Origin of the sequence: Streptomyces sp. NPDC059255 (assembly GCF_042752355.1) — a bacterium.
In the GTDB taxonomy this organism is placed as follows: Bacteria; Actinomycetota; Actinomycetes; order Streptomycetales; family Streptomycetaceae; genus Streptomyces.
Genome location: NZ_JBHYZP010000060.1, coordinates 1 through 13,392, shown reverse-complemented (window position 1 = coordinate 13,392; position 13,392 = coordinate 1). Strand labels below are relative to the sequence as shown.

The window sequence follows — 13,392 nt, the reverse complement described above, 5'->3', positions numbered from 1 at the left end:
GAACTCCCCACACCAGGGCTCCTGTTGCACCCAGTGCTGACGCGATCGTGGTTCTGCGGCTCATCCCAGGAGTCATGGCCAGTCACGGTAAAAGTCCGATGACTCATCCGGCAAGGGAGCGGACGGTCCACCGCGCACGCTGGCGTGAAGTGGACGGTGTCCTTGAGCGGCGCGCCGCCGTCAGCCCTGCTGGAACAGCTCCGCGGGCAGCGGCTTGAGCAGGGCGTAGAGGTCGTCGGTGATCGGCCGGTCCCAGCTCGCGATGGTGACGAGGACGTTGTCGCTGCGGTCGAACTGCACGCAGGAGATCCGGCTTTCCGAGAGCTTGAGCCGGCGCACGATCAGGAGGTTGTCCCCCTGCATCACCGGCATGTCCTCGGTGCCGATGACCTCGACCGGCTCGTCGTTCTCCAGCGCGAGCAGGAGCTGCGCCACCTCGAAGGGGATCTGGCCGTCCCCCAGCTCACGGGCGGGTGAGCCCTCCGGCAGATTTCCGATGATCATCGCGGGCCCGCGGCCGCCGAACAGGTCGTACCGGAGGAAGACCCCCTGGCAGCTCCCGTCGGGGGCGGGCAGCAGACCGGCGCCCAGATTGCCGGGCCAGTCACCCGGGTCCATGGCCAGGACATCGAAGTCCGGGCCCGCGGGTGTGGCGGCGCTGCGGCGGCGGAGAAAGGACATCCCACCATGGTACGGGTTCGCGCCACTCCGGAGGAGCCGGGTGAGGACCGAAAATGCGGGCCGGGGGCCGGACACCCGGGGCCCGGGGCGCCGGGGCCCGCCGGGCGGGGTCACCTCACGTGAGGTCGAACTCTCCGTCACGGGCGTTGATCACGAAGGCCCGCCATTCGGCGGGGCTGAAGATCAGCGAAGGGCTCTCCGGCCGGCCGCTGTTGCGCATGGCGATGAAGCCTTCGACGAACGCGATCTGCACGTCGCCCGCCCCCTGGCTGCTGGACTGCCAGTCCGCGCCGCTCAGATCGAGTTCCGGCTTGTCCCAGCCCGAAAGCGGCTTCTGGGTGGTGGTGCTCTCAGCCACGTCCTGCTCCTCCCGCTGCGTCGTCCCGGGTCAGCCTATCCATCACCGACGGTCCGGGGACAGACCGCGGCAGAAGGCCCCGGGGCGACGCGGGGCACGTTCATGGCATGGCCGCGTCAGCCTTGCGTACGGGCGGCTCGTCCCGCGCGCAGACGGAGCCCAGCGCCCTGCCCAGCGCCTTCGCGTGGGCGAGGTCCTGACGCTGTCCGGCGGCGGCCCGGACCGCCGCGGCGGTCAGCAGACGGCCGCAGCGGGGCGCGGTACGGTCCTGGGCCGAGCCCGCGACGGCCCGGACGAGCCCCGCGTCGATCCGGTCGATCTCCGCGCGCACCCCGGCCAGATCCGGCCGCTCGGACGGCGCGTGCTCGGGGTCCGCGTCCCAGCGGCGGAGCAGTTCCCGCTGCACGTCCTTGTTGGCCTCGATCTGGTCCCGGAAGATCCTGACCGTCACCGCCGGGTCGGCGCCCAGCTCCTGGGCCCGGTGGGCGGCGGTGGAGAGGACCTGCCGCTCACGTTCGGGGGCGTCGACGGGGCTGCCGGTGCCCCGCTTCGCCGCGGCGACCAGGTCGGCGGTGGCCAGGCGCCGCGCGGAGAGTTCGGCGAGGAGGTACAGGCGCCCGAAGGCGCCGGTGGGCCGGTCGGACGCGCCGAAGACACGTACCGCCGGTGCCTCCGGAGCGGGGAGTACGGCGGCCGAGGCCGTGCCGGGCGCCAGGAGCAGCAGCGCGGTGGCGGCGGTCAGGGCGACGCGGCGGCGTACGGAAGGGGTGGTGGGGGTGGTACGTGCGGGGGTGGTACGTGTGGGGGTGGTACGTGTGGGGGTGGTGTGCGCGGCGGTGGTGTGCATCGGGGCCTTCCCACGGGTGGGGCCGGGCTCCCGATCGTACGGCGGCACCGGCACCCGCCCTCCCCCGAACTGCCGTGGAGCCGCCCGGATGTCCGGGCGGCTCCCGACCGGTGGGCCGTCCGCCGTGCCGCGCGTCAGGCCGGCCGTGCTCCGCCCGCCGCCGTCCCCGCCTCCGCGTCCCCGCCGCGTGTGGCGGAGTCCGGGAAGCCCGCCACCGTACGGACGAACGCGCCGGGTTCGTCCAGCCAGGGGAAGTGTCCCGCGCCCTCCAGCACGGCGAGCCGGCCGTGCCCGAACAGCCCGGCGAGCGCACGGGCCTTCGCGGGGCGCGGGCCGCCGTCGAGCGCCCCCGCCACCACCAGGACCGGCGCCGCCAGGGTGGCGAGCGCGGCCCGGGTCGCGGCCGGGTCGAAGGCCCCCGCGCCGAAGAAGGCCGCGGCCGCCTCCTGGTTGATCTGCCGGGGCGAGGCGGCGACCATGGCCTGTGCGGCGGCGTCCCAGCGCGCGTGGTTGAAGCGTTTGAGCGTCGCCCACACCTCGTCCGTCGCCCGGCCCGCCAGGACCTCCTCGAAGGCCGCCGTCGCGGCGGCGTACCAGGGTTCACCGGCGCGCAGCGCCATGGCCTCGCGGCGGTCCTCCGTTGTCGCCTCGATCCCGGCCGCCGTGGCGCTCGGGGTCACCAGCGTCAGGGAGGCGAGCCGCCGCGGGTGGCGGGCCGCGTAGAGGAGGGCGAGTTCCCCGGCGGCCGAGTGGGCCAGCAGATCGAGGCGGGCGAGTCCGAGATGGGCGCGGAGCGCCTCGACATCGTCGACCTGGCGGTCGCAGCGGTACCCCAGGGGTGCGGCGGCGGCCGCGGGGGCGGCGGAGTCCCCCGTACCGCGCAGGTCGAGCCGTATCAACTGCCGGTGCGCGGCGAGCCCGCCCAGATCGCCGAGGTACTCCGACGCCCGCATCGGGCCGCCGGGCAGACACACCAGGGGCTTCCCCTCCCCCACCGGGTGGTAGGCGAGTTCGGTTCCGTCGTATGTGCTGAACGTGGGCATGCCGCGATCCTCACAGTCCGTGCGCGATCACGGCAACGGGGCGACACCGCGCCGTGTCTCTTGACGCTCGCCGAAGGCTCCTGCGTTACTGGCTCCGGGACGATCAACCGAATGATCGGTTCCGCCCGGCTGCCCGGGCCCCCGGTACGGCCGGACGGACCAGGGAGAGCGCCATGACCCCTCTGCTGGACGCGGCGGAACGGCTCAGCCGCGAGGAACTGGCCGTACTGCAACTGGAGCGGCTGCGGTCCACCCTGCGCCGTGTGTACGAGAACGTGGACTTCTACCGGCGCTCCTTCGACCGGGCCGGAGTGCGCCCCGAGGACTGCCGCTCGCTCGCGGACCTGGCCCGCTTCCCGTTCACCACCAAGTCCGATCTGCGGGACACGTATCCGTTCGGGCTGCTCGCGGTGGACCGCTCGGAGGTACGGCGGCTGCACGCCTCCAGCGGTACGACGGGGGTGCCGACCGTGGTCGGCTACACCCAGCGGGATCTGGACACCTGGGCCGATGTGGTGGCCCGCTCGATCCGGGCGGCCGGCGGTCGCCCGGGGCACACGGTCCATGTGGCGTACGGCTACGGCCTGTTCACCGGCGGGCTCGGCGCGCACTACGGCGCGGAGCGGCTGGGCTGCACGGTGGTGCCCGCCTCCGGGGGCATGACCGCGCGTCAGATCCGGCTGATCCAGGACCTCCGGCCCGAGATCATCATGATCACCCCGTCGTACATGCTCACGCTGCTGGACGAGTTCGAACGGCAGGGCGTCGATCCGCGCGCCACCTCCCTGCGGGTGGGGATCTTCGGCGCCGAGCCGTGGACGGAGGAGATGCGGCGGGAGATCGAGGAGCGGTTCGCGATCGACGCGGTCGACATATACGGGCTGTCGGAGGTGATGGGCCCGGGGGTGTCGCAGGAGTGTCTGGAGACCAAGGACGGGCTCACGGTCTGGGAGGACCACTTCTATCCGGAGGTCGTCGATCCGCTCACCGGTGAGGCGCTGCCGGACGGCGAGGAGGGCGAACTGGTCTTCACCACGCTGACCAAGGAGGCGATGCCGGTGATCCGCTACCGGACCCGGGACCTCACCCGGCTGCTCCCGGGCACGGCCCGTGTCTTCCGCCGGATGGAGAAGGTGACCGGCAGGACCGACGACATGGTGATCCTGCGCGGGGTGAACCTCTTCCCCACGCAGATCGAGGAGATCGTGCTGCGCACCCCGGGCGTCGCTCCGCACTTCCAGCTCCGGCTGACCCGTGAGGGGCGGCTGGACACTCTGACCGTACGGGCCGAGGCGCGGGCGGCGGCCACGCCGGAGCAGCGCGCGGAGGCGGCACGGGCGATCGCCGCGGCCGTCAAGGACGGGGTGGGGGTGTCGGTCTCGGTCGAGGTGGTCGATCCGGAGACGCTGGAGCGTTCGGTGGGCAAGATCAAGCGGATCGTCGATCTCCGTGCCCTACGCGACGTCCACGACCCACGCGGCCCCCGCGCGACGTGAGGGCCCGCCCCGGGACGCGGGAATCAGGGGCTGATGGCGAGGAACACGAACGCGGTGAAGATGCCGAGATGGACCCCGCCCTGCAGGAGGGTGGCCCGGCCGGGCGCCACGGTCAGCGCGCCCACCACCACGGTGAGGGCGAGCAGCACCATGTGGGTGGCGGTCAGCCCGAGGACCAGCGGACCTTCCAGCCAGATCATGGCGAGCGCGATGGCCGGGATCGTCAGCCCGATGCTCGCCATGGCCGAACCCAGGGCCAGGTTGAGGCTGGTCTGGACCCGCTCGTGGCGGGCGGCCCGCACGGCGGCGAGGGTCTCCGGCAGCAGTACCAGCAGGGCGATGACGACACCGACGACGGCCTGCGGCAGCCCGGCGGACTCGACGCCCGACTCGATGGTGGGCGACACGGCCTTGGCGTCCCCGACGACGGCGATCAGCGCCACCAGCAGCATCACCAGGCTCAGGGTGGTCGCCCGGCGGGTCGGCAGCGGGGCGTGCGCGTCCTCCTCCAGCACATCGCCCGCCGGGGTGACGGGGAGGAAGTAGTCGCGGTGGCGCACGGTCTGCACGGCGACGAACAGCCCGTACAGGACGAGCGAGGCGACGGCGGCGAAGCCGAGCTGCGCCGGGGAGAACTGCGGCCCCGGCTTGCTGGTGGTGAAGGTCGGGAGGACCAGGGTGAGGGTGGCCAGGGTCGCGACGGTGGCCAGCGCCGTCCCGGTGCCCTCGGCGTTGAAGACGGCGACCCGGCTGCGCAGCGCGCCGACGAACAGACACAGGCCGAGGATGCCGTTGCAGGTGATCATGACGGCGGCGAAGACGGTGTCCCGGGCGAGGGTGGCGCTCTTGCCGCCGCCGTCGACCATCAGGGTGACGATGAGGGCCACTTCGATGACGGTGACGGCGACCGCGAGGACGAGCGATCCGAACGGCTCCCCCACCCGGTGGGCGACCACCTCGGCGTGGTGCACGGCCGCGAGCACCGCGCCCCCGAGACAGAGGGCGACCAGGCCGACCGCGAACCCCGGCAGAGTACGCCCCCAGCCCAGGACGAGGGCGATCACGGCGAGCAGCGGCACCACCACGGTCCACTGGGACATCAGGGACCGGATGCCGATGCTCGTACTCATGCGCCACACGGTGCCAGAGGTGGCGTGGGTCCGCGCGGTGACCGTTCGGAGCCGTACGGGCCCGGAGGGTTGACACCGGCGGGGTCCCGCAAGAAAGTTTCAGCACTTGATCGGGGTCTCGAAAAATACTTTCAGGCTTCAGGGGGAGGGCTTTCCATGACGGAGGACGCGGCCGCCGGTGAGGGAATCAGCCGGCGCAGGCTGGGCGGTGGGGTGCTGGCTCTCGGCGGGGCGTTCGCGGTGGCGCCGATCCCGTTCGCCGAGGGCTCCGCCGCGCGGGCGGCCGGTGCGGGGACGGCCGCCGCTCCGGCCGCCTCCCCGAACGGCCCCGGGCGGGCGGCGCCCACGCTGCGCCGCGGCTCCGCCGAGCGGGCCGGGCTGATCCGGCGGGAGCTGGACGGACTGGTCGGCGCCGCCGAGGCGTTTCTCGGGCCCTCCCCCGTCCACCCCTGGTACGCGGGCGCCGTGCTGCTCGCGGGGCGCGGTGCGACGGTGGCGTTGCACCGGGCGATCGGCCACGCCGTGCGCTACGCGGCCTACGACGAGACGACCGGCACCGGGGTGGAGCTGCCCGCCGAGCGGCGGATCGCGATGGCCGAGGACACGGTCTTCGATCTCGCCTCGGTCTCCAAGCTCTTCACCTCGCTCCTCGCCGTCCAGCAGATCGAGCGCGGCGCGCTGGAGCTGACGGAGCGGGTCGTCACGTACCTCCCGGAGTTCGCGGGCCCGGACGCCGCGCGGGCCGCCGGCAAGGGCGACATCACGGTGCGCCAGCTGCTGACGCACACCTCCGGGTTCCGCGCGTGGATTCCGCTGTACACGGCGCCGACCCGGGAGGGCAAGCTCCAGCTCCTGTGGGACGAGATCCCGGCGGACCCGCCCGGGACGGTCTACCGGTACTCGGACCTCAACCTGATCACGCTCCAGCTCGTCCTGGAGCGGATCACCGGTCACCCCCTGGACGTGCTGCTGCGTACCGGGATCACCGCACCGCTCGGCATGCGCCGCACGCGCTTCAACCCGCCGGCCTCCTGGCGGCCCGCCATCGCCGCCACCGAGGACGCCCGGCCGCCGTGGTCGGGGCTGGACCGGGGGCTGGTGTGGGGCGAGGTGCATGACGAGAACGCGTACAGCCTGGGCGGGGTCGCCGGGCACGCCGGGGTCTTCTCCGACGCCTGGGATCTGGCGGTCCTCGCCCGTACGCTCCTCAACGGCGGCGCGTACGGCCGGGCGAGGATCCTGCGGCCCGCGTCGGTGGAGCTGATGTTCACCGACTTCAACACGGACTTCCCCGGCGACGCCCACGGGCTGGGGTTCGAGCTCTACCAGCACTGGTACATGGGGGCGATGGCCACCCCCGGCACGGCGGGCCACACCGGGTTCACCGGCACCAGTCTCGTGCTCGACCCGACCACCGACTCGTTCCTGATCGTGCTCGGCAACTCCGTCCATCCGGTACGGAACTGGCGCTCGGGCAGCGCGCCGCGCGTGGCCACCGCCGACCGGATGGCGCGCGCCGTGGCGGTGGCGCCGCCCCGGCGGCGCCCCGCCTGGTTCGGCGGCATGGCCAACGCGACGACCGCCACCCTCGCCCTGCCCCCGCTCACCCCGGTCACCGCAGGGGCGCGGCTGCGCTGCTCCGTGTGGTGGGACACCGAACCGGGGCCGGACGCCCTCTTCCTGGAGGCGTCGGGGGACGGCGGGCGGAGCTGGCTGCCGGTGCCCTTCACCACCGTGACGGCGGGACAGGAGCCGAGGGAGCACCCGGCGGCTTCGGTGACGGGCTGGTCGGGCCGGGTCTGGCACCGGCTGACGGCGGCACTCACGCCGTGGCACGGCCGCGAGACCGTGCTGCGCTGGCGGTACACGACGGACCGGCTGTACGTGGGCCGGGGGGTGTACGTGACCGGTCTGCGGGTCGAGGACGGGGGCCGGGCCCTCTTCGACGAGGCGCGGGGCCGGGACGCGGCGCGGATCACGGCGGCGGGCTGGGCACCCTCGGCGGACTGACCCGGCCCGCCCGCCGCCCACGGCCCCGGCCCGGCCGGCGGGGCCGCGTGCTTACCGGCTGCCGGCTACCGGCCCAGGGCCGCCATCGCCGCGTTGTGTCCCGGCACCCCGCTGACCCCGCCGCCGCGTACCGCGCCCGCGCCGCACAGCAGGACGTTCGGGTGCGCGGTCGCCACGCCCCAGCGGCCGGCCGAGCCGTCCTCGTACGGGAAGGCGAGGTCGCGGTGGAAGATGTGACCGCCGGGCAGCCGCAGTTCGCGTTCGAGGTCGAGCGGTGTCTTCGCCTCGATGCAGGGGCGGCCGTCCTCGTCCAGGGCGAGACAGTCCGCGATCGGCTCCGCCAGCCGCTCGTCGAGCTGGGCGAGGGTCGCCGCGAGCAGCTCCGCGCGCGCCCCCTCGTTGTCCCGCGCGAACAGCCGTGCGGGCGTGTGGAGTCCGAACAGCGTCAGGGTCTGATAGCCCCGCGCGGCGGGTCCCGGGCCGAGGATCGAGGGGTCGGTGAGGGTGTGGCAGTAGATCTCGGAGGGCGGGGCGCTCGGCAGCGCGCCCGCCGCCGCCTGTGCGTACGCCGTGGCGAGCTGGCCGTACCCCTCGGCGATGTGGAAGGTACCGGCGAACGCCTCCCGGGGGTCGACGGAGCGGTCGCGCAGTTCCGGCAGCCGGCGCAGCACCATGTTGACCTTGAGCTGGGCGCCTTCCGCGGCGGGCGGCGGTTCCTCGCCGAGGAGCGCGGCGAGGTCCCGGGGCGAGGCGTTCACCAGGATGTGACGGCCCCCCACCACGCCCTCGGCGTCACCGGTGCGGAAGGTGACCTCGGCGTGTGTCCCGTCGGTCGCCACGGCGGTCACCTCGTGCCCGGTGGCGATCTCCGCGCCCGCCGCCCGTGCCGCGCCGGCCAGCGCGTCGGTGAGCGCGCCCATGCCGCCGACGGGGACGTCCCAGTCGCCGGTCCCGCCGCCGATCACGTGGTAGAGGAAGCAGCGGTTCTGTACGAGTGAGGGGTCGTGGGCGTCGGCGAAGGTGCCGATGAGCGCGTCGGTGAGCACGACACCGCGGACCAGGTCGTGGTCGAACCGCTCCTCGATCGCGGAGCCGATCGGTTCCTCGAACAGCATCCGCCAGGCGGCCTCGTCGTCGATCCGGTCGCGCAGCGCCGCGCGCGTGGGCAGCGGTTCGGTGAGGGTGGGGAAGACGCGTTCGGCGAGGCGGGCCGTCGTCGCGTAGAAGGCACGCCACGCCGCGTACTCCTTGTCGGAGCCGGTCAGCGCGGCGAAGGAGTCCCGCGTGCGCCCCTCGCCGACCAGCAGTCCCCCGTCACCGAGGGGGGTGTACGAGGAGACGGTGCGCTTGCGCACGGCGAAGCGCAGCCCCAGCTCCCGCACGATCGTGTCGGGCAGGAGGGAGACGAGGTACGAGTAGCGGGAGAGCCGGGCGTCCACCCCGGGGAAGGGACGGCTGGAGACGGCGGCGCCGCCGGTGGCGCCGAGCCGTTCGAGGACGAGGACGGAGCGTCCCGCGCGGGCGAGGTAGGCGGCGGCGACCAGGCCGTTGTGACCGCCGCCCACGATGACGGCGTCGTACGAGGTGTGTGCGGGCATGGCCCTTGGTAACACGTGGATGATCTCGGGGCCAGAGGGGCGCGGAGCCCGGAGGGGCGCGGGGACGGTCCGCTGTCCGGGGCGGTTCAGTAGCCGCGGGCGCCGTGCTGCTGGCGCAGGGCCGCCACCTGCCGGTAGAGCTGGACCGCCTCCGCTCCCCTGCCGAGCTGTTCCAGGCAGTGCGCCTCGTCGTTGCGGCTGGCGAGCGCGTCGGGGTGGGTGGCGCCGAGGACCCGGTCGCGGGTGTCCGCGACCTGGCGGTAGACGGACAGGGCGTCGGACCAGCGGCCGAGCCAGCCCAGGCCGACGGCGATCTCGCGGCGGCTGACCAGGGTGTCGGGATGGTCGGCGCCGAGCACGCGTTCGCGGGCCGCGCAGACGTCACGGGACTCCGCGAGCGCCTCCTCCCAGCGGGAGAGCCGGCCGAGGTTGACGCCGAGGCCGTGCCGGGCGCGCAGGGTCTCGGGGTGGTGGGGGCCCTGGATCCGGGTACGGTCCGCCACCAGCTCGCGGTAGAGCTCCAGCGCCTCCGTGCTCTCGCCGAGCCGCCCGAGGCTGATGCCGACCTCGTAGCGGGCGGCGAGGGTGTCGGGGTGGTCGGCGCCGAGGGATTCGGCGCGGGCGGCGGCGACCTCGCGGTAGGCGGCGAGCGCCTCGGGCCAGCGGCCGAGCTGGCCGAGCGCGTACGCCACCTCGTACCGGCTGATCAACGTGTCGGGGTGGCCGGGGCCGAGCACCCGGGCGCGCGCCGCGGCCACCTCGCCCGCGAGCCGGTGGGCGTCCTCCAGCCGGCCCAGCCGGCCGAGGTTGTAGGCCAGGTTGTGGCGGCAGCGCAGGGTGTCGGCGTCGTCGGGGCCGATGGTGCGCTCGCGGGCGGCGAGGACCGCCGTGAACACCTCGTGGGCCTCGAAGTACCGGCCGAGCTGGCCGAGTACGTACGCCGTCTCCTGACGCGCGGCGAGCGTCTCCGGGTGGTCGGGGCCGAGGGCCCGCTCGCGGCCCTCCGCGACGCGGGTGAACTCGCGCAGCGCGTCCGCCGTGCGGCCGGTCCTGCTCAGGGTGAAGCCGACCTCGTAACGGCTGCCGAGGGTGTCGGGGTGGTCCGGGCCGAGCGCGTGCTCGCGTTCGGCGGCGACCGCGCGGTGCACCTCCCCCGCCTCCTCCCAGCGGCCCAGCCGGCCGAGGCTGAGACCGGCGTTGTGTCTGCTGGTCAGGACGGCGAGCTGTTCGGGCGGCGGGGTGGGCCGCCCGGTGGCGGACGGCCCGGGCCGGCGGTCCCCGGCGCGCGGGGCGGTCGCGGTGGTCCACTCACCAGTGAGCCCGGCGGTGTGGTCGGGCGGGGTGGGCCGCAGGTCGGCGAGGCCGATCGCCTTGTGTCCCGTGGTCATGGCGCGGGTCCAGGACGGCAGGGGCGCTCCGTCGGGGCGCGCCGTCCCGTGCCCGCCCGCGGGGTGGGCGGCCGTGGCCGCGCCGGGGCCGCCGAGCGCGGGGTAGCCGTAACCGCCCGATCCCGGGCCGAGTCCGGCGCCGGCCCGGGATGCGCTGATCCGGCGGCGGAGGTCGCCCGCGTCGGCGGGGCGCTCCTCGGGGGTCTTGGCCAGCAGGTCGAGGACGATCCCGTCGAAGAAGTCGGGCAGTTCCGAGCGGTGGCCGCTGGGCGCCTCGGGGACGGTGTCGCGGTGGCCGACCAGCACCGACCAGGCGTCCTCCAGGTCGAACGGCGGGGCGCCGGTGGCGATCTCGTACAGCACGCACCCGAGCGAGTAGAGATCGCTGCGGTGGTCGACCTGGCCGCCGGCGATCTGCTCGGGCGACATGTAGTGCGGGGTCCCCATGGCGATGCCCGTGCCGGTGAGGCGCGAGGTGAAGCCGATGTCCCGGCCGAGGCGCGCGATGCCGAAGTCGCAGATCTTCACGGCGCCGCTGGTGAGCCGCATGATGTTGGCGGGCTTCAGATCGCGGTGGACGATGCCCTGTTCATGGGTGTACGCGAGCGCGTCCGCGACCTGCTCGGCGATGTCGACGACATCGGGCACCGGCAGCGGGTTGCCGTGGTCCATCAGGAGCTGGCTGAGGTTGCGGCCCTCCAGCAGCTCCATGACGAGGTAGAGGACGCCGTCGTACTCGCCGAAGTCGTGGACGACGGTGACGCCCCGGTGCTGGAGCGCGGCGGCGACGCGGGCCTCGCGGCGGAACCGCTCGCGCATGATGCGGGTGAAGGAGTCGTCACGCTGCGGGCCGAGCGGTTTGAGGCATTTGACCGCGACCTGCCGGCCGAGCGACTCGTCGCGTGCCCGCCAGACCTCGCCCATCCCGCCGCGTCCGATGAGATCGAGCAGCCGGTAACGGCCCTGGATCAGCATGCTGTCCGCCATCGCGTGCTGTGGCCCCCCGTCACTCTCGCTGCGCCCTCCCCGGCCCGTCCAGTATGGCGGCCCTGGCCTGGAGTGTGTACGGGTCGGGGCACGTGTCGGGCCCTACGGTCTGTCGTTCGGATCAGGCTGGGCTCGCGTGCCCTGGCCCGTGGTGCCCCTACGGTGATCCGCCGAGGGTGCGCCCAGGTTATCGCCGTGCCGGGGTGTGCCTCGCCGCGCGGTGCTCCGCCCGTCAGGAACGGCGGACCGCCCCTGACGGGCGGAGCCGCGTCCGGCGTTGCACGATGGCAGCATGCTGCTGGCACCGCTCGCCCGTGTCTCCCGGGAGGTCGCCGAGAGCTCGGCGCGGACCCGGAAGATCTCGCTGCTGGCCGGTGTCTTCCGGACGGCCGGGCCGGGGGACGTGCCCGTCGTCATCCCGTATCTGGCGGGCCGGCTGCCGCAGGGGCGGATCGGGGTCGGCTGGAACGCGCTGAAGGACCCGCCGCCGCCCGCGGGCCGGGCCACGCTGACCGTGCACGGGACCGACGCCGTGTTCACCGAACTCGCGGCCGTCGCCGGGGCCGGGGCCCAGGGGGAGCGACGGCGGCTGGTACGGGAGCTGTTGGGGGCGGCCACCGAGGAGGAGCAGCGGTTCCTCGTGGGGCTGATCTCCGGCGAGGTGCGTCAGGGCGCGCTGGACGCGGTCGCCGTCGAGGCGCTCGCGCAGACGGCGGGCGCCTCCCCGGCGGCCGTACGGCGGGCGGTGATGCTGGCGGGCTCGCTGCAGCCGGTGGCCGAGCGGCTGCTGGCCGAGGGTCCGCACGTACTGGAGGAGTTCCTGCTGACGGTGGGCCGTCCCGTCCTGCCGATGCTCGCCCAGAGCGCGACGAGTGTGGCGGAGGCGGTCGACCGGCTCGGGGAGTGCGTGGTGGAGGAGAAGCTCGACGGGATCCGGGTGCAGGTGCACCGGAGCGGGTCCACGGTACGGATCTTCACGCGCACGCTCGACGAGATCACCGGCCGGCTGCCGGAGGTGAGCACGGCGGCGCTGGGGCTGGACGGCGACCGGTTCGTGCTGGACGGGGAGGTGATCGCGCTGGACGAGCGGGGCAGGCCGAGGCCGTTCCAGGAGGTCGCGGGCCGGGTCGGGTCGCGTACGGACGTCACGTCGGCCGCTGCGGCGGTGCCGCTGTCGCCGGTCTTCTTCGACGTCCTCGCGGCCGACGGCGAGGATCTGCTCGATCTGCCGTGCGCGGACCGGTACGAGGTGCTGGCACGGCTGGTGCCCGGGCCGATGCGGGTACGGCGGCTGGTCGTCCCGGGCGGCGGCGGGGCGCCCCTCGACGCCGGCGCCGGGGAGGAGTTCCTCCGGGAGACCCTGGACCGGGGGCACGAGGGCGTGGTGGTGAAGGCGCTCGACACCCCGTACAGCGCGGGCCGCAGGGGCGCCGGCTGGCTGAAGGTGAAGCCGGTGCACACCCTGGATCTCGTGGTGCTGGCCGCCGAGTGGGGACACGGCAGACGGACCGGGCGGCTCTCCAACCTCCATCTCGGCGCGCGGCGGGACGACGGCTCGTTCGTGATGCTGGGCAAGACGTTCAAGGGGCTGACGGACGCGATGCTGGAGTGGCAGACGGACCGGCTGCGGGAGCTGGAGCTGCGGGACGACGGGTTCACCGTGACCGTACGTCCGGAACTGGTCGTGGAGATCGCCTACGACGGGCTGCAGCGGTCGTCCCGCTACCCGGCCGGAGTGACACTGCGCTTCGCGCGGGTGGTGCGCTACCGGGAGGACAAGACGGCGGAGGAGGCGGACACGGTCGGGGCGGTGCTGGCGGCCCACGGCCGGGCCCCGCGCCGGCCGGACTGAGC

The 13,392-nt window shown here is 74.2% G+C and carries 10 protein-coding genes; 3 read left to right on the top strand and 7 right to left on the bottom strand.

The features are described 5' to 3' along the window. Window positions 1-180 precede the first annotated feature (180 nt). The 4 genes from ACFXKG_RS39305 to ACFXKG_RS39290 form a co-directional block, all read right to left on the bottom strand. Window positions 181-681 carry a hypothetical protein gene (locus ACFXKG_RS39305; protein ID WP_365819492.1) on the bottom strand — a complete coding sequence of 167 codons (501 nt, stop codon included), beginning with the start codon at window positions 679-681 and terminating at the stop codon, window positions 181-183. A 115-nt stretch (window positions 682-796) separates the two neighbouring features. Next, entirely contained in the window at window positions 797-1,039 is a 243-nt protein-coding gene (locus ACFXKG_RS39300; RefSeq protein WP_365819494.1) for a DUF397 domain-containing protein, read from the bottom strand. Between the two features lie 100 nt (window positions 1,040-1,139). After that, complete coding sequence (gene aroQ, locus ACFXKG_RS39295) at window positions 1,140-1,886, bottom strand: gamma subclass chorismate mutase AroQ (RefSeq protein ID WP_384849805.1); 747 nt, start codon at window positions 1,884-1,886, stop codon at window positions 1,140-1,142. A 134-nt stretch (window positions 1,887-2,020) separates the two neighbouring features. Beyond that, complete coding sequence (locus tag ACFXKG_RS39290) at window positions 2,021-2,929, bottom strand: alpha/beta fold hydrolase (protein WP_384849802.1); 909 nt, start codon at window positions 2,927-2,929, stop codon at window positions 2,021-2,023. Window positions 2,930-3,102: 173 nt separating this feature from the next. Between ACFXKG_RS39290 and paaK the strand changes: the two genes are divergently transcribed. Beyond that, entirely contained in the window at window positions 3,103-4,425 is a 1,323-nt protein-coding gene (gene paaK, locus ACFXKG_RS39285; RefSeq protein ID WP_384849798.1) for a phenylacetate--CoA ligase PaaK, read from the top strand. Between the two features lie 23 nt (window positions 4,426-4,448). Here the strand turns inward: paaK and ACFXKG_RS39280 are convergent, their stop codons facing one another. Further along, window positions 4,449-5,555, bottom strand: coding sequence for a calcium:proton antiporter (locus ACFXKG_RS39280; RefSeq protein WP_384849795.1), 1,107 nt, complete (start codon window positions 5,553-5,555; stop codon window positions 4,449-4,451). Window positions 5,556-5,711: 156 nt separating this feature from the next. Between ACFXKG_RS39280 and ACFXKG_RS39275 the strand changes: the two genes are divergently transcribed. Continuing rightward, window positions 5,712-7,565, top strand: a complete 1,854-nt coding sequence (locus tag ACFXKG_RS39275; RefSeq protein WP_384849792.1) for a serine hydrolase — start codon at window positions 5,712-5,714, stop codon at window positions 7,563-7,565. Between the two features lie 65 nt (window positions 7,566-7,630). On the opposite strand, the gene ACFXKG_RS39270 is transcribed toward ACFXKG_RS39275, so the two are convergent. Both ACFXKG_RS39270 and ACFXKG_RS39265 read right to left on the bottom strand, forming a co-directional pair. After that, window positions 7,631-9,163 carry a phytoene desaturase family protein gene (locus tag ACFXKG_RS39270; protein WP_384849789.1) on the bottom strand — a complete coding sequence of 511 codons (1,533 nt, stop codon included), beginning with the start codon at window positions 9,161-9,163 and terminating at the stop codon, window positions 7,631-7,633. Between the two features lie 86 nt (window positions 9,164-9,249). Next, window positions 9,250-11,538 (bottom strand): tetratricopeptide repeat protein, encoded by a 2,289-nt coding sequence (locus ACFXKG_RS39265; RefSeq protein WP_384849786.1) that lies wholly within the window; start codon window positions 11,536-11,538, stop codon window positions 9,250-9,252. Between the two features lie 292 nt (window positions 11,539-11,830). On the opposite strand from ACFXKG_RS39265, the gene ACFXKG_RS39260 reads away from it, so the two are divergent. Further along, entirely contained in the window at window positions 11,831-13,390 is a 1,560-nt protein-coding gene (locus tag ACFXKG_RS39260) for an ATP-dependent DNA ligase (RefSeq protein WP_384849783.1), read from the top strand. Window positions 13,391-13,392 lie beyond the last annotated feature (2 nt).